The organism is Clostridium sp. CM041 (assembly GCF_055081035.1).
Map to the genome: position 1 here is coordinate 23,851 of NZ_CM143648.1, position 25,845 is coordinate 49,695.

Consider the following 25,845-nt stretch of genomic DNA (forward strand, 5'->3'; position numbering starts at 1 on the left):
AGCTGCTTTTAAATTGAATTGAGCTAGCGGAGGGAGGGATAATGATGTCAGAAATTAAGGTTGGAGCAGACGAGACAATTGAGAATGCTTTAAGAAGGTTTAAGAAGAAGTGCGCAAGAAGTGGAGTGCTCGGAGAAGTAAGAAAAAGAGAACACTATGAAAAACCAAGCGTTAAGAAAAAGTTGAAATCAGAAGCTGCAAGAAAGAGAAAATTTAAATAGAATTTTTAAAATGGAAATAGGCAATGTTAGAGTGCCTTCCTCAGCAGTTAACTAGATTAGAAATTATAGAGCTATTCAAAAAGGCAGTTGTGTAATTGGTGGATAATGGCATGAAATACATTGAAAAAATTATGTTTGCCTCATTGCTTAAAGTTATAAGCAATGCAGATGGTGAACTTATTAGTGAAATAGCAAAATAGTATTTGAATAAATGAAAGACTCAGCGGTTGCTGAGTCTTTTTTTTTATTGGAAAAAATTATAAAATTTAAAAACTGTAATTTGTTAGACTTTTTTTTCATAAATTTAATATGAAGTATTTTATGAGGTGAGTGTATGGATAATAAATTTTATAAAACGAAAGAAATTATAGCAAGTAAGTTAGAATTGCCAAGAGATATCCTGTTAGATTTACCAAAAATAACTATTTTAGCTAACAGTGAAATAAATATAGAAAACCATAAGGGTGTAGTAATCTTTGAAGAAGAAGAAATAAAAATAAATTCCAATGTGGGTCCGATTTCGATATACGGTAAAAATTTTAAAATACTATTTATAGGGGGAAACACAATAACTTTGAGTGGCAACTTTAAGTCAGTTGTGTATGAAAGTCATGAATAATTTTAAAAAATATAAAAAAGGTAATATCACAATGGAAATACAATCATTAATGCCAGAAAAATTTATAAATTTACTATGGAAAAATGGTATTCCAGTTAAGAACATAAAAAAAATAAATATAACAACTGTAGTTTTAGAAGTGAGATTAAGCGACTATGGAGAGATTAGTAAAGTGGCAAAACGAACAGACACTAGAGTTAAAATTATAGTAAGGAGCGGAGTATCATTTTTTTTAATAAAATTAAGAAGTCGATCTGCACTTCTACTCGGGGTAATCTTGTTTGGGAGCGTAATATATTATTTATCTACATTTGTATGGAATATAGAAATCAATACGGAAAATTATATAAGCCCATATGAATTGCGTCAACAAATTAAGGGTTTTGGGATAAGACCAGGACTTAAAAAGAAAAATATAGATGTTTATGATATTGAAAATAAAATCACAAGAAGTAATGATGAAATAATGTGGGTAAAGGCAAGGATTGACGGTGTTAAGTTAAAAGTTGATGTAATAGAAAGACAATCACCGCCTATTATAATTAGTAACCAAACACCTTGTAATTTAATAGCAAGCAAACATGGTATGGTAGTTAGAGTATACACTACAGAAGGTACAGCCGTTGTAGAAGCCGGGAAAATGATACAAAAGGGGGAGCTGTTAGTTAAAGGAGAACAGGGCAAGGAGGAGAGTGTTTATCCTGTACATGCGAAGGGGGAAGTTATAGCAAAAACTTTTTACGAGGAGATTAAAGAAGTCCCATTAAACAATATATCAAAGGTTAAAACAGGAAACAGTATAAGCAATTTATATATAAAATTTGCAAATAAAAAAATTTATCTAAAAAATAACATAATTCCATATAGTAATTATGATAAAATAGAAAATAACAGTAAGTTTATAAAAAAAGAAATCTACTATGAAATTGAAGAAAAAAATATACCTGCGGATGAGGGTAAGGTAGTAGAGGGGATGTATTCTAATATTTTAAAAAATTTAGACAAAAGTGTAAAAATAATAGATAAAATTAAAGATGTAAAAAAGGAGAAAGATAAGTATCTAATAAGAGTGGTGGTAGTTGCTGAAGAAAATATTGCTTCAGAAGGAGAAATAACACCCGAAAAAGTGAGTATACCCGAAAAAAAATAGTGCATCTCAAAAAACATTAAACATTAAGAAAGAAAATATGTTTTTATAGTTTACTCGAGAAGAAAAGGTGGGGATGGGATATGAAAAATATAAGGGAACTTATGAAGCTTAATAAAGCAAAATCATATTTGATTTTTATAGTTACGGCGATTATAATGTATTCAATTTTAGTAACAGCTTTAGTTCCAAAAAAGTATACAATAAATGTGGGAAGTATTGCAAAAGTAGATATAAAAGCTCCTAGGGAAGTTGAAAATGAAGGAGCCACAGAAATCAATAGAACAAAAGCTGTAGAGAGCGTAGGAAAAAAAACAATTAAAGTTTCAGTAAATGACAAGGCTATAGAAAATATCGGTAAATTATTTTCAGCAGTGACCCAGTTAAACACTAGTAAATCATCCACAAGTAATAGCGTAGACGCATCTAAAAAAACATTATCGGAAGAGGAAAAAATAGATTCACTCAAAAAGAGCAACCCAATTCCTAATTTTACCGATGAAAATTATCAGACTTTAGTAAATTTAGAAATTAAAAAAGCCAAGGAATTAGAAATATTTCTTAAAGATACGATAACAACCCTTTATGATATAACCACAATAAATGAAAATAAACCTGAAGAAATTATATTGGCAAAGGGGATTATTGCTACACTTATTAATAACTCAAATTTTCCTAAGGAAATAAGAACGATAGGGATGTCCATCGCAAATGTAGAAGTTCGTCCTAATTCAATCTATGATAAAAAAAGTACAGATGTGTTAATAGAAGAAGCAAGGAAAAGTGTTAAACCTGTTATGATTAAGAAGGATCAGATCATTGTAAAAGAGGGGGAGCCAATAACCTCTGAGCAAAAGGCACTTTTAGAATCCTTAGGGCTACTAGATAATACTAGTAATTTTGAATGGTCATTATATACAAGTGTAGCAGCGCTTGTATGTCTAGTAATATTACTTCAATGGTTTTATTTATATAAGTATCATACGGCGATTTTTAATGATACAAAAAAATTAGTTATGATTAATCTTCTTAGCATAATAGCTATACTACTGGCTAGAACATTAGGCATAATTTCTTTGTTTGTAATTCCATTAGCTTGCGTGCCAATGCTTATGACCATTTTAATTGATGATGAAGTATCAATAGCTCTAAATATTCTTAATTGCATTCTAATTAGTGTTGCAGTTAATTTTAATTTTGAAATAACAATATTAGCTGTGCTAAATTCTATTGTCGGGGTTATGATATTAAAGAAAATGCAACAAAGAAACGATATATTATATTCAGCTATATATATTGCAATAATAAACCTTATGGTGTATCTATCTATGGGGTTTTTGCTAAGCAATAGTATAATTGATGTTTTAAAAAAGGCAGGACTAGTGTATCTCGCAAGTCTTATATCTGGAGTACTTACTATAGGATTTTTGCCGTTTTTTGAAAGCTTTTTTGATATAGTGACTACAGTGAAACTTTTGGAACTATCAAACCCTAATCACCCACTACTAAAGCGGCTACTTTTGGAGGCTCCAGGAAGTTATCATCATTCTGTGCTTGTAGCTAACTTGTCAGAGGTTGCAGCAGAAGCTGTTGGAGCGAATCCTGTTCTTGCAAGGGCTGCTGCATATTATCATGATATTGGGAAGATAAAGAGACCATATTTTTTCAAAGAAAATCAATTAGGAAATGATAATCCACATGAGAGAATAACTGCAAATTTAAGTACACTTATAATTATTTCTCATGTAAAGGATGGGTTAGAGCTTGCAAAAGAATTTAAAATACCTAAAGTAATTCAAGATATCATTAGGCAGCATCATGGGACGACTTTAGTTAATTATTTTTATATAACTATGAAAAATTCTAGTGACAATCCAGATGAAGTTAAAGAAGAAGATTTTAGATACCAGGGACCGAGTCCTGAAAGCAAGGAAGCGGCAATTATAATGTTGTCTGATATAGTGGAAGCAGCTGTAAGATCAATTCCAAATCCTACGAAAGGTAAAGTTGAGGAAATGGTTAATAAGCTAATAAAAAGCAGACTTAATGATGGACAACTAAATAATTGCGATTTAACTTTAAAAGATTTAGAAAAGATAAGAAAGGCATTTTTAAAAGCGCTTTCTGGAATATACCATGAGAGAATAGAGTATCCAATGGACAAATGGCAAAAAGATAAGGAACATGAAGATAAAAAAATGAGGCTAGAATAAAGGAGTAAAAATAAGTATGATTTTTATTGATAATAGGCAAAATAAGATTGAAGTTTCGAGTGAACTTGAAACTGTTATAAAAAATGTCATTGAGTATACGCTTAAAGAAGAAAAACTTTTTATAGATAATGAGGTAAGTGTTATCTTTATTGACAACGAAGAAATCAGAAAAATAAACCTAGAGCATAGGGGGATAGATAAAATTACAGATGTGCTATCTTTCCCTATGTTACATTATCCAGAAAATAAGGTGTTTAAAGATGTGTATGTAAATTATGAATTTGACCAAAGTGATTTATATGATGAAAGGCTAGTAATTGGGGATGTTGCATTATCCCTGGAAAAAGCGAAACAGCAAAGTGAAGAATTCAGTCATTCATTTACTCGCGAATGTGCGTATCTTACAGTACATTCAATTTTACATCTGTTAGGTTATGACCACATGGAGGAAGAGCCAAAAGATATTATGAGAAAAAGAGAAGAAGAAATATTGAACAATTTTAAAATATCTAGGTAGGATACACTTATGGTTAGTTTCATGTGTCTTACTGCATTAGAATATTTTTAAAGGTGGTTAAGTATGAAGGTTAAGAAATTAGTTGATAGTTTTAATTATGCTATTGAAGGAATCATATATTCCATTCGCACGCAAAGAAATATGAAGATACATATGTTAACTACAATAGTAGTGCTTACTGCCACTTTTTTCTATGATTTGTCAAAGATAGAACTTTTAATTATTACCATGACTATAACAATGGTCATAGTGGCTGAAATGATAAATACGGCAGTAGAATGTGCCATAGATGCTACAACAAATTTTTATCATCCACTAGCCAAAATTGCTAAAAATGTCGCTGCTGGCGCAGTACTAGTAACCGCTATAAATTCAGTCTTAGTTGGTTATGTGATATTTTGGGATAGAATAACTCCTTTTAATATGACAGTTATGTTAAAACTTAAAAAATCTGACCCTGACATGATTTTTTTTATGCTGGTTATAATTTGCATTGCTACAGTAATAGTTAAGGCGATTTATGGCGAAGGAACACCACTCAGAGGAGGAATGCCCAGCGGACACAGTACCATAGCTTTTTCAGTAGCTACAGCCATAACATTATTAACGAATGAACCTTTAATTATGGTGTTATCATACTTGCTAGCTGTAATTGTTGCACAAAGTAGGGTTGATTCAGAAATTCATTCTATATTAGAAGTGGTTTTTGGTGGTGTTTTTGGGACTTTATTAACATTGCTACTATTTAAAATTTTAGGATAATTAATTTTTTTATGTCTAATGACTAATATCCGAAATATAATTATAATATTATTGAAATACTAATATTTAATGATATAATTGGTATACGTGATTTTTCGTGTATATGTGAAGAATAGCTGTCAAATTATTTGAATAGGAGTGTGCTAATGGATTATAAAAAGTTAGCTAGAATCGCAATAGATGCTAGAGTAAATGCATATGTGCCATATTCGAAATTTAAGGTAGGCGCAGCAGTTGTTACTGAAGATGGGTCAATATATACTGGATGCAATATTGAGAATGCTTCCTATGGAGCTACTAATTGTGCCGAAAGAACAGCAATTTTCAAAGCTGTATCTGAGGGGCATAAAAAAATCAAGGCTATTGCTATAGTTGGAGATATGTCAACTAAGACCTATCCATGTGGTATTTGCAGACAAGTTATAGTAGAATTTGCCACAAAAGATATTGATATTATATTAGTGAAAAATGAAGAAAATTATATAATTAAGACTATGGATGAAATATTACCAGGTGCTTTTACTAAAGAAGATTTATTAAAGTAAGATAACAAATAATTAATAAATACTATTTACTAAAGATAATCAAAAGGAGGATATATGTTTAAATCAGGATACGTAACTATTATAGGACGCCCTAATGTAGGGAAATCTACATTAATAAATTATATTATGGGGGAGAAATTATCAATTGTGTCTAATAGACCCCAAACTACAAGAAATAACATACAAACAATTTTAACTACTAAAGAATCTCAAATAATATTTGTAGATACTCCAGGAATGCATAAACCCAGACATAAACTAGGAGAGTATATGGTTAAAGTAGCAAAGCAATCTGCCAGTGAAGTAGATGTTATATTATTTATAACTACGCCAGGAGATGAAATTGATAAAGGTGATATGCATATTCTTGAACAATTTAAAGATACTAAGGTACCCGTATTTTTATTAGTTAATAAGATTGATGAGAATACTCAAGAGAGGGTAGCTAAAACTATTCAAGGTTATTCTGAGTATTTTAATTTTAAGGAAATAATACCAATTGCAGCTTTAAAAGGTAAAAATATTGATATAGTTACTAAACTTGTAGAAGAGCACATTCCAGAGGGGCCTTTATATTACCCAGAAGATATGATTACAGATCAGCAAGAAAGATTCATTATTACTGAAATTATAAGAGAGAAAGCTTTGAAATTATTATCGCAAGAAGTGCCTCATGGAATAGCAGTAGAGATTATTACTATGAAAAGAGATAAAAAAGAGATCTACAATATTGAAGTTAACTTGCTTTGCGAAAAAGATTCTCATAAGGGAATAATAATTGGAAAAGGTGGAAAAACCCTAAAACAAATTTCTACTTATGCAAGACAAGATATAATGAAATTATTAGGAGAAAACATACATCTGAGATTATGGGTAAAGGTAAAGAAAGAATGGAGAGATACTTCAAGTATTTTGAAAGAGTTAGGGTATAAATAGGGGATGATTTTCTGTCGATTTTAAAAACTAGGGCCATTGTTATAAAGACACAAGAGTTTAAAGAGACTGACAAGTTAGTTTGGCTTTTTACTGAAGAATTTGGAAAAATAACAGCCATAGCAAAGGGAGCCAGAAAAAATAAAAGCAGATATATATCAGCGACCTTACCTTGCTGCTATGGTGAATTTGTGCTTTTTAAAGGGAAAAATTTATATACAATAAATGAAATTACAATAATAGATTCTTTTCAACAATTATTAAGGGACCTAGATACAATTACTTATGCCTCGTATTTTAATGAATTAATTGATATAACAATGGAGAATGAAGAGGTTAATAAAGAGCTTTTTATTAATTTAGTTACTGCCTTTTATTTCATGAAAAATGACGTTATGGATATAGAAGTCCTAGCCAGAACTTTTGAAATAAGAATTCTAAAGGCAACAGGTTATGCATTAAATTTTAACTACTGCGTTAAATGTAGAAAAAAAATAACCATGTCTAATAACATTGATTTGATATCTTATGGCCCAATTTGTAAAGAGTGTGAAAAATTAAATAGTATATATATTTCAAATCCTACATATAATACATTAAAATTCTTAAACAATTTTGGTATGGATAAAATTAATAGAATTATTGTTTCAAAAACATCCAAGCTCGAGTTGTATAAAATTTTATCTTTTATTATTTCTCAAAATTATACACGTAAGCCGAAGAGCTTAGAAATGTTTAATTACTTAATGACATTTCAAAAGGAAAGTCGCCCACTTCTATAAGTGGGTGAATAACAATGAATAATTGTTATTTACAACTGGACAAATTATAAGGAGGAATATTTCAATGGCAGAAATTACACTAGAGAAGATTGATATTGTTAAAGAACGAACAGGAGTTACGTACACTGATGCTAAAGAAGCATTAGAAGAATGCGATGGTGATGTAGTTAATGCTTTGATTTATATCGAAGCAAAACAAAAAAAAACTGAAAAATTTAATATGAAAGAAATGTACACGACTAAGGATGAGTTTGTAACCTGGATAAAGAATACAGCACGAAAAGGAAATGTAACAAGAATAAAAATAAAAAAAGATGAAACTGTGATTATAGATATACCTGTTAATGCTGGTATTGCAGCAGGTCTCGTTGGATTATATATGCCCTCTTTAATTGGCATAGGATTATTAACAGCAGTAATCACAAAGGTTAATATTGAGATAACTAAAGAGGACGGTTCTGTGGAGTTTATTAATACTATTATAAAAAATAAAGTTGAAGATGTAAAAGGCAAAATGAGTGATATAAGTGAAGATGTAAAAGAAAAATTTAATGATACAAAAGACAGTCTTAACAAAGGTAGTAAAGATAGCAATAATGAAAATGTATATCAATATACTGTAAAATTTGATGAGCAGAACAAAGAAGAAGGAAAAAAAGAGTAACTGATATATTCTTTTTTCTCTATTTTAAAACTTTGATCAATGCTATTTTCACTTATATAAAGCCAGCAACTAATAAGTTGCTGGCTTTATATAAGTGAAAATCTAACTATATCTTAAACAAAAGTGATTAAATCATGATGCATTTGAGTGTGAAAACGTGGTATAATGTTAGGAAAGGTATGTAAAAATTTAGTATAATATCATTTTGTGGAAACGTTTTATTTCAAATATATACCGTTTTAAAAAACCTGAGTAAGGTTAAATAATCTTCTGCGAAGCTGTAACATTAACGAATTCATAAGGAAACTTTCCTTCTGAAATCTCGTTAATATGGTGTTGATTGTAGTTAATGGTATATTTATATACTAATTATCATATATAATTTAGAAGGAGTTGGGTTAAAATGAAAAACAAAAAATATGTATACTTATTTAGCGAAGGTAATATGTCAATGAAAAATCTTTTAGGTGGAAAAGGTGCAAACCTTGCAGATATGACAAGCCTTGGAATTCCAGTTCCACAGGGATTCACAGTAACTACAGAAGCTTGTAATAAATACTATGAAGATGGCCAATTGATCGCATCAGATATTACTCATGAAATTCATGCTAAAATGGCTGAACTTGAAAACATTACAGGAAAGAAGTTTGGAAGTTTAGAAAATCCATTACTTGTATCAGTTAGATCTGGAGCAAGAGCATCGATGCCTGGTATGATGGATACAATCTTAAATCTTGGATTAAATGATGATACAGTAGAAGTTATGGCAAAATTAACGAATAATCCAAGATTTGCTTATGACTCTTACAGAAGGTTTATCCAAATGTTTGCTGATGTTGTTATGAATATTGAAAAAAGAAACTTTGAAAACATGATGGATAAAATGAAAGAAGAAAAAGGCGTAAAATTTGATACAGAATTAGATGCGAGTGACCTAAAAGAATTAGTTAAACAATTTAAAGAATTCTACAAAGAATATAAACGTGAAGAATTTCCAAGTGATCCTAAAAGTCAGTTAATAGAGGCTGTTTCGGCAGTATTTAGATCATGGGATAATCCTCGTGCAAATGTATATAGAAGATTAAATGATATTCCAGGAAATTGGGGAACTGCGGTAAGCGTTCAAGAAATGGTATTTGGTAACAAAGGAGAAACATCAGGAACGGGTGTTGCTTTCTCAAGAAATCCATCTACAGGAGAAAAAAGAATATATGCTGAGTACTTAATGAATGCACAAGGGGAAGACGTTGTTGCAGGGATAAGAACACCACAAGATATATCACAACTTGAAAAAGATATGCCAAAAGTATATGAAGAATTCATGGGAATTGTTAAGACCCTCGAAACTCACCACAAAGATATGCAAGATATGGAGTTTACAATCGAAGATGGAAAATTATACTTTTTACAAACAAGAAACGGTAAGAGAACGGTGCAAGCCGCATTAAAAATTGCGGTAGAACTCGTTGAAGAAGGAATGTTATCAAAGAAAGAAGCTATAATGAAGGTTGAGCCAAAACAACTAGATACATTACTCCACCCTAACTTTGATGCAAAAGAATTAAAGAAAGCTATAGTAATAGCTAAAGGCTTACCAGCATCTCCTGGAGCTGCCTGTGGAAAAGTTTACTTTACGGCTGAAGATGCAAAAATTAAACATGAAGCTGGAAATAAAGTTATCCTTGTAAGGCTTGAGACCTCACCAGAAGACATCGAAGGTATGGTTGCTGCAGAAGGTATCTTAACAGTGAGAGGTGGAATGACATCACACGCTGCGGTTGTTGCAAGAGGAATGGGGACTTGTTGTGTTGCTGGATGCTCAGACTTAAAAGTTAATGAACAAGCTAAGAGTTTCCAAATTGGACAAACGATATATAATGAAGGCGACTTTATTTCAATGGATGGAAGTACAGGAAATGTATACGCTGGAACAATTAAAACGGTAGAGCCTGAAATAAATGGTTATTTTGAAATATTTATGGGCTGGGCTGATGAAATAAGAAGATTAAAGGTTAGAACTAATGCCGACACTCCAAGGGATGCTGCTCAAGCAGTTAAGTATGGAGCTGAAGGTATAGGACTATGTAGAACAGAGCATATGTTCTTTGATGCCGATAGAATAATGGTTATAAGAGAAATGATTGTTGCTAAGGATGAAGATTCAAGAAGATTAGCATTACAAAAATTATTACCAATGCAAAGAGAGGACTTTATAGGAATCTATGAAGAAGTTGAAGAAAGGCCAACTACAATCAGATTTTTAGATCCACCGCTACATGAATTTTTACCGCATGCTGATGAAGATATAAAAGAATTAGCAAGAGATATGGGAATAACTTTTGCAGAGTTAAAAGCTACTGTTGAATCATTGCATGAAGTTAACCCAATGATGGGACATAGAGGATGCAGACTTGCAGTATCATATCCTGAGATAGCTGAGATGCAAACTAGATCGGTTATTGAAGCAGCTATAGATGTTAAAACTAGAAAAGGATACAATATTGTTCCAGAAATCATGATTCCTTTAGTTGGGGAAGTTAAAGAATTAAAATATGTTAAAGAGGTAGTAGTAAGGGTAGCTGATCAAATCATAGCTGAGTCAGGCATTGATTTAAAATACATGGTTGGTACAATGATTGAAATACCAAGAGCCGCACTTACAGCTGATTTAATAGCAAAAGAAGCAGATTTCTTCTCATTTGGAACAAATGACTTAACACAAATGACTTTTGGATTTTCAAGAGATGATGCTGGAAACTTCTTAAAACATTACTATGAAAAGAAAGTTTATGAATTTGATCCATTCCAAAAATTAGATCAAACAGGAGTAGGCAAACTCGTCAAAATGGCAGCTGATCTTGGACGAGAGGCTAATCCGGGTATAAAACTTGGGATATGTGGAGAACATGGTGGAGATCCATCTTCTGTTGAATTCTGTCATAATGTAGGACTTGATTATGTATCATGTTCACCATTTAGAGTTCCGGTTGCAAGACTTGCAGCGGCTCAAGCTGAAATAAACAATCCAAGAAAAAAATAATATTTAAATGTAATTAATCAATTAAAAGTAAAAAGCCACTGCAAAGCAGCGGCTTTTTACTTTTAACAGAATTTAAATATCAGATTTATTATGTTATTTTAAATTTATTTTTAAGATACGTTTTAAACTTTTGAACAAAATCTAATTGATATTCATTATTGTTAGTTGCGTTATCTAGCAGGCGGTAAAAGGCTTTTTTATTACATTTGTTAATATTACCATAATAATCTCTTGATATTTTCCAATATCTTTGGGGGAAAGCCAAATAAACAAAAATATATTTGTAATCATCTAAGGTTAAAGGTAGGATTTTATCATATAATTCTAAAAAATGTATTGCTAGATCTAAATCCCATTTTGTACTATCTCTTTTTAGTAAGCGCCTTAAACAGTAGGAAATATCATGGGCGCAAAAGTCATTTCTACATTTATCAAAATCAATTACCCATATTTCATTATTAGTATCAAATATAATATTTTTATTAACATAGTCAAGGTGGCATAATGATTTTGTAAGATTATTGAGGTTGATATCATAAGCAATGTTTGCAGAATATTTAGCTAGCTTACTACTTGTTTTAAAATGATTAAGGTATAGATTTGAAAAGGCATCATTATATTTATAAGCCAAATTAGAGGAATTAAGAAGGCCTTCATAGTGTTTATATATGGAAGGGCCCAAAGGGCTAAAGTCCTCTTTTATGGAACTTCCATATATAGGCATAAAGTTAATGCTGACTTTATGCATATTTGCAAGATTGGTACTACATAATAGAATATGATTAATATTATCATAATCACATTTTATACCATTAATCCAGGGGGTGAGTATAAATAACATATTATTATAGTTTACAAATCTGTTATTTGTGTTTGTAGGAAGTATGCGAGGTACATGGATATTATTTCTGTATAACCATTCTATAGCTGAGTATACAAATAATAAATCGTTTATAGAATAATAAACTTTTTTTAAACAATAGCATTTACCAAAGTCTTGCACTTTATATACAGCCCTTTGTTTATCTGTATCTTTAAATTTGATTTGCGTGATATCAGCATTAGTTAAGTTATATTGAGGCAGAATGTGTCTTTTTACATTTTCGGCAGACAATAAATTTATGTTATTAAAGTTTTTAGCCGTAGATGGCATCTTAACACTCCTAAAAAATTATTACATTATTAGGATATTAATAAAACTTTAATATTATACATTTAACATTAAAAAAGGGAAATTAATTTGATTCGTAGAATACTAACTAAAGCGTCTTTAAAAAATAATATGCATACTTATCAACCGTTTTTAGAAGATGCCTAAATTTAGGAGGAAAACCATGGATATTCGCAAAAAAATAGAAAATAATGAAGGTAATAGCATTATACGATATGGGGCGTTATCTCTAAACTCAAAAGGAAGGAAAGTATTAGAGGATAAGGATGAGGTAAGAACCTGTTATATGGTGGATAGAGATAGGATAATACATAGTAAATCATTTAGAAGATTGAAGCATAAAACTCAAGTATACATAAAGACTAGTAGTGATCACTATAGAACAAGATTAACACATACCTTAGAAGTTGCACAGATAGCTAAAACTATAGGGAGAGGCATAGGCTTAAATGAAGATTTAATAGAAGCTATAGCAATGGGTCACGATATAGGGCACGTACCTTTTGCTCATAATGGTGAAGAGGTGCTTAATGATATTTTGCCACAAGGATTTAGGCACAATGAAAATAGTATTAGAGTTTTAACAAAAATTGAAAAATTAGGTGCTGGTCTTAATTTGAGCGCGGAAGTGCTAGATGGAATTCTCAATCATAGTGGGTTTTCTTCTAAAATTGGAAAGGCTTCAACACTTGAAGGTCAGGTTGTTAGGTATAGTGACAAGATTGCATACGTAAATCATGATATAGACGATTCTATAAGAGCTGGATTGTTAACTGAAGCAATGCTACCTCCAGGTGCTATTGAAGTATTAGGGGCAAATCATGGCAAGCGAATAGATACTTTAGTTAAAGACTGTATTTATAACACCATAAATAACTTAGATATAGGGGATATAGGTGTATCACTTAGTGAAGGTGTTGGAAGTGCATTGGGTGAATTAAGAAATTTTATGTTTGAAAATATATACAAAGGTGAAATCTTAAAGGCAGAAAGACAAAAATCACAATTTGTGGTAACGCATGTATTTAAATATTACTATAATAATCCACTGGCTATGCCGGACTTTTATAAAAGCATAGTTAAGTATGAAGGTCTACATATAGGAGTAGCAGATTATATTTCTGGTATGAGTGATGACTATTGTTTAATGCTTTTTAATGATTTATATGTGCCTAGGGTTGTTATTTATTAAAATATGATAGAAACAAATATTGGGTTTGGAAAACATATTAATATAAAATTTATAAATAAAAAATAAAAAATACAAATATTGAAGGAAATTTGTGTTTTATAAAGAATATAGTATAAGCAAACATAATTTTTTTAAAAAAAATGATTTTAAAGAAGGATAATACACTTTTTTGTCGAATAAAATTATATTGTGAACTTATATAAGTAAGGTGGTAATAATCTATTGATTGCTGAAGATGTTATCCGAAAAATTAAGGAACAAAATGATATTGTGGATGTAATATCTGAAAGAGTTAAACTTAAGAAAGCGGGGCGAAATTATATTGGTCTTTGTCCTTTTCATAATGAGAAGAGTCCTTCTTTCACAGTGTCTGAGGAAAAGCAAATTTATAAATGCTTTGGATGTGGTGAAGCTGGGAATGTAATCAGTTATATTATGAAGGATAGGAATGTAAATTTTCCTGAAGCAGCAAGGGTACTCGCTGAGAGAGCTAACATTAGTATAGAAATGGACAATGAGGAAAATAATGTTCAAAAAGACATTTATAAAAAAATGTACAATATTAATGTAGCAGCGGCTAGGTATTTTTATGACAATTTAAGAAAGGACAAGAAGGCTGAAACATATTTCTTAAACCGAGGCATTACGGAAGTTACTATGAAAAAATTTGGGTTAGGTTTTTCGTTTGATAAATGGGATGGATTGTTATTATACCTGAAAAGGAAAGGCTACTCCGAATTAGATTTACTTAGTATAGGATTAATTATTAAAAGTCCTAAAAATTCCTATTACGATAGGTTTAGAAATAGAATAATGTTTCCTGTGTTTGATTATAAAGGCAGCGTCATCGGATTTGGAGGAAGGGTTTTAGATGATTCAAAACCTAAATATTTAAATTCACCTGAGACACCATTATTTCATAAGGGGCTACACCTCTATGGATTGAATTTTGTAATAAAAAATAATAGATCTCGAACAATAATAATTGTAGAGGGATATATGGATTGTATTTCACTTCATCAATATGGGTTTTCAAATGCCGTTGCGTCCCTTGGGACGGCACTTACTATTAATCAAGCAAAATTATTGAAAAAACATGTAGACAAAGTTATTATTTCATATGATGCTGATGTAGCAGGCCAAGCAGCAACATTAAGGGGCCTTGAGATATTAAGGACTGAAGGTTTTGATTTAAGGGTGCTGATAGTTCCAAAGGATAAAGATCCTGATGAATATATAAAAAACAACGGAAAGCAGGCTTTTCAAAAATTAGTGGATGATGCTCTCCCCTTAATATATTATAGGATTAAAAGAGCAGGTGACGGAATAAATTTTTCGAATAGTGAAATGATAATACAATATGTGAAAAAGGTTACTGAAATTATTGCAGATTTAGATCCTGTCGAAAAAGATGTTTATATAAAAAAGGTTTCTGAGGAAACAGGCATCAAAGAACAGGCAATATATGACCTACTAAGTGACGAAATCAACAAAAATGCAAAAAAAACCAAAAAAATGAATATGCAACAAGATTTTGGACAAAAATTATACTTAGAGCCAGCTTATATTAAGGCTGAAAGAAATTTGTTGAAATTTATGTTTATAAATGAAGAAAATTGTAATTATATCACAGAAAACTTGGACCTAGAACAATTGGTACTTCAAAGTCATAAAAGTATATATACATTAATTGTTAAATATAAAAACTTAACAAAAGATGAAAAAACTAAAAAAATTGAATTTATATGTAATGATATAGAATGTACAAAAGAGTGGATAAATACTATGGAAATTGAATTTTCTGGAGATGAAGAGGATCATAAAAAACTTATAAATGACTGCATTAAAGAACTTAAAAAATTCAAGTTAGAGGAGTCGAAAAAAGAGATTATGAATAAAATCAAACAATATGAATCAAAAGGTTTGCTAGAAGAATCTATACAATTAGCTCAAAAACTTATAGAAATGCAAAAAGATCTAAAACAATTATAGTAATTTGAAAGGAGGTAATATGATGAAGGATAAAAGTTCGAAAATGACTATAGTCAAAAAACTTATGGAAAAAGGGAAGAAAAAAGGATCTTTAACTTATAAAGAAATAATGGAAGAACTTTATGAGATAGATTTAAGTCCAGAACAAATAGAAAAGGTTTATGAAGTTTTAGAGTCAATGGAGATAGAGGTTATTGGGGATATGCATCAAGCTGCTGCACCTGAGACTGGAGCTCAAGCTGAAACAGAAACTGAACCAGAAACTGAAGAATTGGATGTTAGCATACCGGAAGGTGTATCTATAGATGACCCTGTTAGGATGTATTTAAAAGAAATTGGAAAAGTTGCTTTATTATCATCAAGCGAGGAAATTGATCTTGCTAAAAGAAACGAAGAAGGAGATCTAGCTGCTAAGAAAAAACTAGCAGAGGCTAATTTAAGACTCGTGGTAAGTATAGCTAAAAGATATGTTGGTCGCGGAATGCTATTTTTAGATCTTATTCAAGAAGGTAATTTAGGACTAATAAAAGCCGTAGAAAAATATGATTATAGAAAAGGCTTTAAATTTAGTACTTATGCTACATGGTGGATTAGACAGGCAATAACTAGAGCAATAGCTGACCAAGCAAGAACTATAAGGATACCTGTACATATGGTTGAAACTATAAATAAGCTTATTAGAGTTTCAAGGCAATTGCTACAAGAACTCGGACGTGAACCTCAACCAGATGAAGTTGCTGAAAAAATGGAAATGCCTGTAGCAAAAGTTAGAGAAATTATGAAAATTGCACAAGAGCCAGTATCGCTAGAGACTCCTATAGGTGAAGAAGAAGATAGTCATTTGGGCGATTTTATTCCTGATGATGATGCTCTTGCACCAGCAGAAGCTGCTGCATTTACAATGTTAAAAGAGCAATTAATCAACGTTTTAGATACTTTGACTCCTAGAGAAGAAAAGGTTTTAAGATTAAGATTTGGACTAGATGATGGAAGGGCAAGGACCCTCGAGGAAGTTGGAAAAGAGTTTAATGTAACTCGTGAAAGAATTAGACAAATTGAAGCAAAGGCTTTACGTAAGTTAAGGCACCCAAGTAGAAGTAAGAAACTAAAAGATTACTTAGATTAGAACAGTATACTTAAGAAAACACCTTATTTAAGGTGTTTTTTCTACTCCATGTAGAATCATGTATGAATATTTACAAGGTCGGTTTAAATATGCTATAATATGCTTTAGAAGGTGATTAAATGGGAAAGTACATATCAAAGAGGGGACGCGGTTTAGGGTTTATTTTGCTCACGACTGCATTATATAATATATTAATATTAATAGTGCTCAGGTTTACTAATTCATACATTGTAGTTAGTTTATTAAAGGTCTTATTAGTGTCTTGTAATATATATCAAGTATATTACATCTTGCTTTATGCATCACTTAAATGTACTATTGATGACGAAAATCTTAAAATTTATGCAGTTATAAAAAAAATAATTATACCATTAAATGAAATTGGAGGATACACTATCTCAACTGGTACAATTGAGGGGGTTAAGCTTAATGGTATAGCTACGAATAATTTTGCAATGGGTAGATTTGTAATTGATAAAATAGGAATGTGTAGAATGTTTGTTACAAATAATAAAAATGTTTTTTACATAAAAACTAAAAACATGAATTATGCAGTTTCGCCTCTAGATTATAAAAAATTTGAGGAAACTTTAATACATCATGATATACATGTGGTAGAGTGGAAATATAAAGTAAATAATAGCTATAATCTTCATAAAGACAAGCACTTCATTTTACCTTTAATGGGTGTAAGTATAATAGTAATAATATTAACCTTAAATCCACTTATATTATATTTGAAACGTAATATACCTAATATTATGCCCTTAAACTTTGATGCGAATTTTAATCCAATACAAATGGGAACAGGCAAACAATTTGCATTTACTCAGATGATTTACGGGGTATTAAATATGGCGTTGCTTTTTTGTATGTATTATGCAAGTTATTTTTGCGCAAAACATGATAGAAAATCAGCATATAAATATATTTATATGGCACTAATTGTGGCAATGATATTTTTAATATTGCAGTTTAAAATATTAATAAATTTTAGATAAGGATGAGAGATATGGAGCTTAGTATAAGATTAAAATGGATTGCAAGTATGATAGAAGAATGTGATAGTGTTATCGACGTAGGCACGGATCATGGGTATGTTCCTATTAATTTAGTGAAAAATGGTGTAATAAAAAAAGCTATTGCCTCTGATATAAATAAAGGGCCTGTTGAGAAGGCCAAAAATAATATTATTCATAATAATATGCGTGGTCAAATTACTTGTAGACTGGGAAGTGGACTATCTACAGTTGAAAAGGGAGAAGTCCAGGTAGCTATTATTGCAGGAATGGGTGGTAATTTAATAAGAGACATTTTAGAAGCTGACTTAGATGTTGTTAAACAATTTAATTATATGATACTTCAGCCAGTTCAAAATGCTGAGGTTTTGAGAGAATATTTATATGTTGCTGGATATGATATCCTTGATGAAGAAATTTGCAATGATGATGGTAGATTTTATGAAATTATAAAGGCGAGATATAATACTAAACCAGTAGAAGTAGACAGTATATATTACGAGATAAGTAAAATATTATTAGATAAAAAACAATTAGTAATGCGAAAATTTATAGAATATAAGTTGCAAAAATATTCCAAAATATATGATGCTTTAAATGAAGATACAATTTTATCTGAAAATAGGAAAAAGCAACTTTATCTTGTTATAATGCGACTTAAGGAGTTTTTGAAATGCTTTTAAAAGTAAGTGCTATTGAGCATATTATGCAGCAGGTTGCCCCACATATACTAAAAGAGGATTATGATAATGTAGGATTAATGGTTGGGGACAAAGATGTGCAGGTTACAAAAATTTTAATTGCATTAGATTGCACAATGGACGTGATTCGCGAGGCAAAGAATAAGGGGTGCAATTTTATATTGACTCATCATCCTCTCCTTTTTGTTAAACCCAAAACTATTACCACAGACACTTTAGTAGGGAAAAAAATTATTGAGCTAATTGTGAATGGTATAAATGTATATGCTAGTCATACAAATTTAGATTCAGTTAAAGGTGGACTTAATGATATTGTCACAGAAATTTTAGGGTTTACTAATTATAAGGTAATTGAGAATTCAACAATTAAAGGGTATAATAATGGTGATAATGGTATTGGAAGGCTAGTGATTCTGGATACCCCAATTTTATTAATGTCCTTATGTGAAAAGGTTAAAAAACTTTTAAATACTGAGTATATTAGGTATGCAGGTGACCATAATAAAGTAATTAAAACCATTGCAATTATAAATGGCAGTGGAGAAGACTTTTTTGAGGAGAGCATAAAATTGGGTGCGGATTGCATTATTACAGGAGATACTAAATACCATCATGTTAGTGATTTATTAGAAGAAAACATAGCGCTGATTGATGCTGGGCATTTTGCAACGGAGTGGACACCACTAATAATATTTGCAGAAAAGTTCAAAAATCAATTGATAGAAAATGGATATGACAATGAGGTTATAATTTCTAAGAATACACATGATCCATATAAGGTTAAGTAATAATAAAATACTATTTGCTTTTATTTTAATAGTATGATATCATTGGTTTTACGAGTAAGCCAGACAATCGCTGCTAATTATTGCGTGCAATAATTAGGAGAGGAAAGTCCGAGCTCCATAGGGCAGGGTGCTGGATAACACCCAGTGAAGGTGACTTTAAGGAAAGTGCAACAGAGATATACCGCTAAAGGCATTCAAAAGTTTAGTTTTTCTGAATTTTTAAATGTACTAGCAAGGATGGAAAGGCGAGGTAAGAGCTCACCAGCGCAATGGCGACTTTGCGGCTATGTAAACCCCACCTGGAGCAAGATCGAATAGGAGAACATTATGAGGCTGCCCGTCTCGTTCTCGGGTGTATCGCTTGAGCCTATTGGTAACAATGGGCCTAGATAGATGATTGTCTAATACAGGACTCGGCTTATAGGCTTAGTCGTACCAAAAAAACTCACTTTACAGTGAGTTTTTTTTATTGACTAAAAATTCAAAATATGTTATAGTCATGCGAAGTATTACAAATTAATAATTTCGGATGAAGATATTTGGAGAGAGATGTATAACATCCACCGAAGAAGTTAAACTTTCAGGTATCCATTTTTGGAGAAGTACTGATATCGGACGAACCTCTGGAGAGACTTATATAAGCACCGAAGGAGCAAGCTAAACATTATTAAATTACATATTATTTGTATGAAATTTAATAGTGAATTAGTGAAACTCTCAGGTAAAAGGACAGGGTTATTTTCAAGAGGTCATTTTATTTTGATCTCTATTTTTTGTGTGCTTTAAAAAATAATGGTCTCACAGAGTATTAATTGGTATAAATATATTCTATACACAAGAAATTTTTTTATCTGAAAAAATTTTATAACTAGAAGGAGCGTGTGTTTATGGACTTTTTATCAATTATTAAAGGTGTTAACGGTGTTTTGTGGGGGTATGTACTAATATTTTTGTTATGTGGTACTGGAATTTATTTTACAATAACGTTAAAATTTGTTCAAGTAAGAAAATTTAAGGATGCATTCAAAAAGACTTTTGGAGGAGCTAAATTCGGCAATAAAGCAGGAAAAGATGGAATGTCATCCTTTCAAGCCATGACAACCTCAATAGCGGCTCAAGTAGGAACAGGAAATTTAGCAGGAGCCGCAACTGCTATAGCATCAGGAGGACCGGGTGCTATATTCTGGATGTGGCTAAGTGCTTTCTTTGGCATGGCAACTATTTTTGCGGAAGCAGTGCTTGGTCAAAAGTATAAACAGACAGTTGACGGTGAGGTGACGGGAGGACCTGCTTACTATATTAGTAAAGGACTTGGGAGTAAAAAGTTGGCAGCATTTTTCTCAGTAACTATAATAATTGCATTAGGATTTATAGGGAATATGGTACAATCTAACTCAATAAGTGCAGCAATAAGCCCAAATACCAATATTCGTATAATCATTGGTGTGATAGTTGCAGCATTAGCGGGTATGATTTTTATTGGAGGAGTAGGCCGAATTGCAGCCTTTACTGAAAAAGTAGTTCCGTTTATGGCTATATTTTATATTTTGGGTAGTTTAGGAATCATTATAGTGAATTTTGCTAATTTAGGACCAGCATTTAAAATGATATTTGTAGGAGCTTTTAACCCTAAAGCGGCTACTGGCGGTTTAATAGGAGTTGGCGTAAAAGAAGCTATGAGATACGGCATTGCAAGAGGTTTATTTTCTAATGAAGCTGGAATGGGGTCAACACCACATGCACACGCAGTTGCAAAAGTTAATCATCCAACTGAGCAGGGACTCGTTGCAATAGTATGTGTATTTATTGATACCTTTATAATTTTAACATTAACTGCACTTGTTATATTAACTACAGGAGCATTAGATGGAAAAACTACTGGTATAGCGTTAACTCAAAAAGCTTTTTCGAATGGTATGGGAAGTCTTGGAGGTCCCTTTGTAGCTATAGCGTTATTTTTCTTTGCTTTTTCTACCATAGTAGCTTGGTATTTTTTTGGAGAGGCAAATGTTAAATACTTATTTGGAAAAAAAGCGTTAACGACATATAGAGGATTGGTTCTTGTATTTATAGTATTAGGAGCAGCTCTAAAGGTTGATCTAGTTTGGGAACTCGCTGATACTTTTAATGGATTAATGGTTATACCGAATTTAATTGCATTATTAGGTCTTGGAGCTTTAGTTAAAAAGACTTTGAAAAATTACGAAAATGATTTTGAAAAGAAAAACTAAATTTTATAATTTACTTTTAGAAAAAAACAGGATGGCAGATTTATGCCATCCTGTTTTTTGTTAGTATTAAAATAATAAAAGTATGGACTACATTAAGATAACAAATTTCATAATTACTATACGTGTTAAATTTCGTAATTTAATAATATTATAGAAAAATTAAAAACCACTTTATTCTAAAATATGCTTTTATAATTAGAAGAAGTATATTATAATGTGATTATAACGAATTATAAAAGAAAATCATTGTTTAATATTCGTATAAATATAAATTTTGGAGGTATTAATCATGAAAGATAAGATATATAGGTTATATGTAGAGAAAAAAGCGAACTATAATGTTGAAGGTGAAAAAAAATTAAGAGATATAAAAATAAATTTAGGTATATCGAATTTGGATGGGCTTAGACTAGTTAATAGATATGATGTTATGGGAATAACCAAGGAGCAGTACCTAATGTCAAGGAATACAATATTTTCAGAACCTACAGTAGATCAGGTTTATGATGAAGAGTTAGATATTCAAAAGTACGATACTGTATTTGCTATTGAATTTTTGCCTGGACAATATGACCAGAGGGCAGATTCGGCTGCTCAATGTATACAAATTTTAACTCAAGAGGATAAACATATAGTTAAAAGTGCAAGAGTTATAGTGTTAAAGGGAAATATTACTAATGACGAACTAAATAAAATTAAAGAGTATTGCATAAATGCTGTAGACTCAAGAGAAGCAGAGTTGGGAAAACAGAATGATTTACAGCAAAGGTTTAATGAGCCAGAACAAGTAAAAACAGTAGAATCTTTTATTGAGATGAATGATACGGATTTAAAAGAGTTCTTAAAAAGTAATGGACTTGCTATGAGCTTTGAGGATTTGAGATATTGTAGAGATTATTTTAAAGAAACTGAAAAGAGAGACCCATCTATAACGGAGATAAAAGTTATAGATACGTATTGGTCAGATCACTGTAGGCACACAACTTTTAATACTGTAATTGATGATGTTTACATAGAAGATGGTAAATATTCTAAACCAATTAAGATGGCTTACGCGGAATATTTAAATACTAGAGAGTTTGTTTATGATAAATCAAATAGGGACGTAACACTTATGGATATGGCTGTTATTTCCATGAAAGATTTAAGGAAACAAGGGAAATTAAAGGACCTTGATGTTTCAGACGAAATAAACGCCTGCAGTATAATTGTGGAAGCAGACATTGAAGGAGAGAAGGAAAAGTGGCTAGTAATGTTTAAAAATGAAACCCACAACCACCCTACTGAGATAGAACCTTTTGGTGGTGCAGCTACTTGTCTTGGTGGATCAATAAGAGACCCATTATCAGGTAGAAGTTACGTGTATCAGGCAATGCGTGTTACTGGCTGCGGTGATCCAAGGGCGAAAATTTCAGATACAATAAAAGGCAAACTTCCTCAAAGAAAAATAACACTTGAAGCTGCTCATGGATTTAGTTCTTATGGAAATCAGATAGGACTTGCTACAGGACTCGTTTCTGAAGTTTATGATGAAGACTTTGTGGCTAAAAGAATGGAAGTAGGGGCAGTTATTGGAGCTGCACCTTATAAGAATGTAGTTCGGGAAAAACCAATGGCATCTGATGTTGTTATACTTCTTGGTGGCAAAACAGGACGTGATGGATGCGGAGGAGCTACGGGGTCATCTAAGCAGCATAGCGAGAGCTCAATACTAACTTCAGGATCAGAAGTTCAAAAGGGTAATGCGCCTACAGAAAGAAAGATTCAAAGATTATTTAGAAATCCAAAGGTTACGACGCTTATAAAAAGATGTAATGATTTTGGTGCAGGCGGAGTATCCGTAGCTATAGGGGAACTCGCAGATTCACTTATAATAAATTTAGACAAAGTCACTAAAAAATACGAGGGCTTAGATGGTACGGAGCTTGCTATATCAGAATCCCAAGAACGTATGGCTGTTGTTGTTAGGCGCGAAGATGCTGTCGTATTTATAAAGCTAGCAGAAGAAGAAAATTTAGAGGCTGTAGTGGTGGCGAAAATAACTGATGATAATAGGCTTAAAATGGTATGGAAGGGAAAAACTATTGTTGATGTGAGTAGAAGTTTCTTAGACACAAATGGAGTTAATCAGCGTATTAATGTAAAAGTAGCAGCACCTAAAGAGAATCAATACTACTTTTCAAAAGATTCAAAATTGAGTGAAGGTAATTTAAAATCAATAAAAGATTTATGGAATTCTAATCTATCAGACTTAAATGTTTGTAGTCAAAAAGGATTAGCTGGGAGGTTTGATAGCACAATAGGAGCAGGAACGGTGTTAATGCCTTTTGGTGGAAAATTTCAGAAAACACCAATTCAGTCCATGGTAGCAAAATTACCTGTACTTCGCGGAGATACAACCACTGGTACAATAATGTCCTATGGGTACAATCCTAAATTATCAAAATGGAGTCCATTCCATGGAGCTGCTTATGCAGTAATAGATTCTGTAGCAAAGGTAGTGGCTAGTGGTGCTAATTATGAAAATATTAAACTAACATTTCAAGAGTATTTTGAAAAATTATCAAAAGAACCGTATAAGTGGGGTAAACCATTTTCATCACTTTTAGGGGCATTACATGTACAAAAACAATTCAGCATAGCGGCTATTGGTGGAAAAGATAGTATGTCAGGTACATTTAATGATATGAATGTACCACCAACGCTTATATCCTTTGCTGTCGATGTTATAAATACAGATAAGGTTATATCTCCAGAGTTTAAAAATGGAGATAGTCAGGTTGTTTTAGTTTACGCAAATACTTGTGAAGATGGATTACCTGATTTTGGAAAGCTTCGTCATAACTATAAATTGGTAAAGAAGTTAATAGATAGTGGCAAGGTGTTATCAACCTATGCAGTAGGGATGGGAGGTCTGTCAGAAGCTATATCAAAAATGTGTTTTGGTAATAAGATAGGATTTGAATTTAAAGAAGATATTCAGGTGGAAAGCATATTTAAAGAGGATTATGGCAGCATTGTAATGGAAATAGATAAATGCACGCTTTCAGAGCTAATTAAAGAGAATTTAAATATTAAGATACTTGGACAGACTCAGGTAGAACCATTTATCAAAGTCTTAGGGGAAACTATTAGTCTAGAAGAAGCGTTAAGTAAGTGGGAAGGACCTTTAGAAAGTGTATTTAGTACGAAAGTAAATACTAGTAAACTAAATATCAGAAATGATAAAATTTATGCAAGCGTTGAAAATCCAAAATTGAAATCGGCTCCTGCAATTAAAATAGCAAAGCCTAGAGTTATAATTCCTGTGTTTCCGGGTACTAATTGTGAATATGATTCTATGAGAGCCTTTGAAAGGGCTGGAGCTGAAGTGGAAATTATGGTAATAAAGAATCTATCATCAAGGCATATTGAAGAATCTATAAAAGCTATAGCAGAAAAAATAAAAAGTTCTCAAATTGTTATGATTCCAGGTGGATTCAGTGCTGGTGATGAACCAGATGGGTCGGGTAAGTTTATTGCTACATTCTTTAGAAATCCTATAATACGCGAAAGCATACATCAGTTATTAAAAAATAGAGATGGGTTAATGCTCGGAATATGCAATGGCTTTCAAGCCTTAATAAAACTTGGGTTACTTCCCTTTGGTGAGATAACGGATATAACACAAAACAGCCCAACCTTAACGTATAATGAAATTGGTAGACATGTATCTTGCACAGTGCAAACTAAAGTGGTTTCAACCCTGTCTCCTTGGCTTAGTAATTTAAAAGTTGGAGATGTGCATTCCATTCCAGTATCACATGGAGAAGGTAGGTTTGTAGCAAATGAAGAAGTAATTAAAAAATTATTCGCAAGTGGTCAAGTAGCCACTCAATATGTAGACTTTGACGGAATGCCAAGTTATGATATAAACTTTAATCCTAATGGTTCAATGCATGCTATTGAAGGAATCACTAGTTTGGATGGAAGGGTTTTCGGTAAAATGGGTCACTCTGAAAGAGTAGGCGTTAACACTTTAAAAAATATTATTGGTGAGAAGGATCAAAAGATATTTGAGGCAGGAGTAAATTATTTTAAATAAAAGATAAGAAGCAGTAAGGGTACAAATTGTGCCCTTGCTACTTCTTTTTTATTTTTTTTGAATACGGATATAAAAAGCTGGTTGAACTTAAAAATGCG

20 protein-coding genes, 1 other RNA gene and 1 riboswitch are annotated in these 25,845 nt (G+C 31.6%); of the genes, 20 read left to right on the forward strand and 1 reads right to left on the reverse strand.

The window, feature by feature from the left end; translation table 11 throughout:
• The first annotated feature begins 44 nt into the window (after positions 1-44).
• The 11 genes from rpsU to ppdK all read left to right on the forward strand — a co-directional run bounded on the left by rpsU (position 45) and on the right by ppdK (position 11,443).
• On the forward strand, positions 45-221 hold the full coding sequence (gene rpsU, locus ACWJJT_RS00125; protein WP_165413737.1) for a 30S ribosomal protein S21: 177 nt from the start codon (positions 45-47) through the stop codon (positions 219-221).
• 334 nt (positions 222-555) lie between these two features.
• The gene (gene yqfC / locus ACWJJT_RS00130; protein ID WP_165414659.1) at positions 556-840 is read left to right on the forward strand and encodes a sporulation protein YqfC; all 285 of its coding nucleotides are present in this window, start codon (positions 556-558) and stop codon (positions 838-840) included.
• The gene (yqfD, locus tag ACWJJT_RS00135; RefSeq protein WP_462955571.1) at positions 833-1,990 is read left to right on the forward strand and encodes a sporulation protein YqfD; all 1,158 of its coding nucleotides are present in this window, start codon (positions 833-835) and stop codon (positions 1,988-1,990) included. Before yqfC ends, yqfD begins: the two co-directional genes overlap by 8 nt.
• An 80-nt stretch (positions 1,991-2,070) precedes the next feature.
• On the forward strand, positions 2,071-4,200 hold the full coding sequence (locus tag ACWJJT_RS00140; protein ID WP_462955572.1) for an HD family phosphohydrolase: 2,130 nt from the start codon (positions 2,071-2,073) through the stop codon (positions 4,198-4,200).
• Between the two features lie 16 nt (positions 4,201-4,216).
• Positions 4,217-4,717, forward strand: a complete 501-nt coding sequence (gene ybeY, locus ACWJJT_RS00145) for an rRNA maturation RNase YbeY (protein WP_462955573.1) — start codon at positions 4,217-4,219, stop codon at positions 4,715-4,717.
• Positions 4,718-4,780: 63 nt separating this feature from the next.
• Positions 4,781-5,479 carry a diacylglycerol kinase gene (locus ACWJJT_RS00150; protein WP_165414663.1) on the forward strand — a complete coding sequence of 233 codons (699 nt, stop codon included), beginning with the start codon at positions 4,781-4,783 and terminating at the stop codon, positions 5,477-5,479.
• Between the two features lie 146 nt (positions 5,480-5,625).
• Positions 5,626-6,024, forward strand: a complete 399-nt coding sequence (locus ACWJJT_RS00155) for a cytidine deaminase (RefSeq protein WP_462955574.1) — start codon at positions 5,626-5,628, stop codon at positions 6,022-6,024.
• Positions 6,025-6,078: 54 nt separating this feature from the next.
• A complete protein-coding gene (gene era, locus ACWJJT_RS00160) occupies positions 6,079-6,960 on the forward strand; it encodes a GTPase Era (RefSeq protein WP_462955575.1) in 882 nt (293 codons plus the stop codon).
• Entirely contained in the window at positions 6,957-7,739 is a 783-nt protein-coding gene (gene recO, locus ACWJJT_RS00165) for a DNA repair protein RecO (RefSeq protein ID WP_462956809.1), read from the forward strand. Before era ends, recO begins: the two co-directional genes overlap by 4 nt.
• A gap of 64 nt (positions 7,740-7,803) precedes the next feature.
• Complete coding sequence (locus ACWJJT_RS00170; RefSeq protein ID WP_462955576.1) at positions 7,804-8,403, forward strand: DUF4342 domain-containing protein; 600 nt, start codon at positions 7,804-7,806, stop codon at positions 8,401-8,403.
• Between the two features lie 403 nt (positions 8,404-8,806).
• Positions 8,807-11,443 carry a pyruvate, phosphate dikinase gene (ppdK, locus tag ACWJJT_RS00175; protein ID WP_462955577.1) on the forward strand — a complete coding sequence of 879 codons (2,637 nt, stop codon included), beginning with the start codon at positions 8,807-8,809 and terminating at the stop codon, positions 11,441-11,443.
• Positions 11,444-11,531: 88 nt separating this feature from the next.
• Here the strand turns inward: ppdK and ACWJJT_RS00180 are convergent, their stop codons facing one another.
• The gene (locus ACWJJT_RS00180) at positions 11,532-12,596 is read right to left on the reverse strand and encodes a CotS family spore coat protein (protein WP_462955578.1); all 1,065 of its coding nucleotides are present in this window, start codon (positions 12,594-12,596) and stop codon (positions 11,532-11,534) included.
• A 181-nt stretch (positions 12,597-12,777) separates the two neighbouring features.
• Here ACWJJT_RS00180 and ACWJJT_RS00185 point away from each other — a divergent pair, with 181 nt between their 5' ends.
• The 9 genes from ACWJJT_RS00185 (at position 12,778) to ACWJJT_RS00225 (ending at position 25,747) form a co-directional block, all read left to right on the forward strand.
• Entirely contained in the window at positions 12,778-13,806 is a 1,029-nt protein-coding gene (locus ACWJJT_RS00185) for a deoxyguanosinetriphosphate triphosphohydrolase (RefSeq protein ID WP_462955579.1), read from the forward strand.
• 222 nt (positions 13,807-14,028) lie between these two features.
• Positions 14,029-15,798 (forward strand): DNA primase, encoded by a 1,770-nt coding sequence (dnaG, locus tag ACWJJT_RS00190; protein ID WP_462955580.1) that lies wholly within the window; start codon positions 14,029-14,031, stop codon positions 15,796-15,798.
• 22 nt (positions 15,799-15,820) lie between these two features.
• The gene (gene rpoD, locus ACWJJT_RS00195; protein ID WP_462956810.1) at positions 15,821-16,924 is read left to right on the forward strand and encodes an RNA polymerase sigma factor RpoD; all 1,104 of its coding nucleotides are present in this window, start codon (positions 15,821-15,823) and stop codon (positions 16,922-16,924) included.
• Positions 16,925-17,043: 119 nt separating this feature from the next.
• A complete protein-coding gene (locus ACWJJT_RS00200; RefSeq protein WP_462955581.1) occupies positions 17,044-17,925 on the forward strand; it encodes a PH domain-containing protein in 882 nt (293 codons plus the stop codon).
• Between the two features lie 11 nt (positions 17,926-17,936).
• Positions 17,937-18,626 (forward strand): tRNA (adenine(22)-N(1))-methyltransferase, encoded by a 690-nt coding sequence (locus tag ACWJJT_RS00205; RefSeq protein ID WP_462955582.1) that lies wholly within the window; start codon positions 17,937-17,939, stop codon positions 18,624-18,626.
• Complete coding sequence (locus tag ACWJJT_RS00210; protein ID WP_462955583.1) at positions 18,617-19,432, forward strand: Nif3-like dinuclear metal center hexameric protein; 816 nt, start codon at positions 18,617-18,619, stop codon at positions 19,430-19,432. The genes ACWJJT_RS00205 and ACWJJT_RS00210 overlap by 10 nt, the downstream gene beginning before the upstream one ends.
• A 51-nt stretch (positions 19,433-19,483) precedes the next feature.
• Positions 19,484-19,869, forward strand: an RNA gene (gene rnpB, locus ACWJJT_RS00215) — RNase P RNA component class A.
• A 176-nt stretch (positions 19,870-20,045) separates the two neighbouring features.
• A riboswitch (glycine riboswitch) is annotated at positions 20,046-20,175 on the forward strand.
• 144 nt (positions 20,176-20,319) lie between these two features.
• On the forward strand, positions 20,320-21,663 hold the full coding sequence (locus ACWJJT_RS00220; protein WP_462955584.1) for an alanine/glycine:cation symporter family protein: 1,344 nt from the start codon (positions 20,320-20,322) through the stop codon (positions 21,661-21,663).
• Positions 21,664-21,952: 289 nt separating this feature from the next.
• Positions 21,953-25,747 carry a phosphoribosylformylglycinamidine synthase gene (locus tag ACWJJT_RS00225; RefSeq protein ID WP_462955585.1) on the forward strand — a complete coding sequence of 1,265 codons (3,795 nt, stop codon included), beginning with the start codon at positions 21,953-21,955 and terminating at the stop codon, positions 25,745-25,747.
• Positions 25,748-25,845: the final 98 nt, after the last annotated feature.

Coding starts and splice junctions, on each gene's coding strand:
- rpsU (WP_165413737.1), top strand. CDS start 45: ATGTCAGAAATTAAGGTTGGAGCAGACGAGACAATTGAGAATGCTTTA.
- yqfC (WP_165414659.1), top strand. CDS start 556: ATGGATAATAAATTTTATAAAACGAAAGAAATTATAGCAAGTAAGTTA.
- yqfD (WP_462955571.1), top strand. CDS start 833: ATGAATAATTTTAAAAAATATAAAAAAGGTAATATCACAATGGAAATA.
- ACWJJT_RS00140 (WP_462955572.1), top strand. CDS start 2,071: ATGAAAAATATAAGGGAACTTATGAAGCTTAATAAAGCAAAATCATAT.
- ybeY (WP_462955573.1), top strand. CDS start 4,217: ATGATTTTTATTGATAATAGGCAAAATAAGATTGAAGTTTCGAGTGAA.
- ACWJJT_RS00150 (WP_165414663.1), top strand. CDS start 4,781: ATGAAGGTTAAGAAATTAGTTGATAGTTTTAATTATGCTATTGAAGGA.
- ACWJJT_RS00155 (WP_462955574.1), top strand. CDS start 5,626: ATGGATTATAAAAAGTTAGCTAGAATCGCAATAGATGCTAGAGTAAAT.
- era (WP_462955575.1), top strand. CDS start 6,079: ATGTTTAAATCAGGATACGTAACTATTATAGGACGCCCTAATGTAGGG.
- ACWJJT_RS00170 (WP_462955576.1), top strand. CDS start 7,804: ATGGCAGAAATTACACTAGAGAAGATTGATATTGTTAAAGAACGAACA.
- ppdK (WP_462955577.1), top strand. CDS start 8,807: ATGAAAAACAAAAAATATGTATACTTATTTAGCGAAGGTAATATGTCA.
- ACWJJT_RS00180 (WP_462955578.1), bottom strand. CDS start 12,596: ATGCCATCTACGGCTAAAAACTTTAATAACATAAATTTATTGTCTGCC.
- ACWJJT_RS00185 (WP_462955579.1), top strand. CDS start 12,778: ATGGATATTCGCAAAAAAATAGAAAATAATGAAGGTAATAGCATTATA.
- rpoD (WP_462956810.1), top strand. CDS start 15,821: ATGAAGGATAAAAGTTCGAAAATGACTATAGTCAAAAAACTTATGGAA.
- ACWJJT_RS00200 (WP_462955581.1), top strand. CDS start 17,044: ATGGGAAAGTACATATCAAAGAGGGGACGCGGTTTAGGGTTTATTTTG.
- ACWJJT_RS00205 (WP_462955582.1), top strand. CDS start 17,937: ATGGAGCTTAGTATAAGATTAAAATGGATTGCAAGTATGATAGAAGAA.
- ACWJJT_RS00210 (WP_462955583.1), top strand. CDS start 18,617: ATGCTTTTAAAAGTAAGTGCTATTGAGCATATTATGCAGCAGGTTGCC.
- ACWJJT_RS00220 (WP_462955584.1), top strand. CDS start 20,320: ATGGACTTTTTATCAATTATTAAAGGTGTTAACGGTGTTTTGTGGGGG.
- ACWJJT_RS00225 (WP_462955585.1), top strand. CDS start 21,953: ATGAAAGATAAGATATATAGGTTATATGTAGAGAAAAAAGCGAACTAT.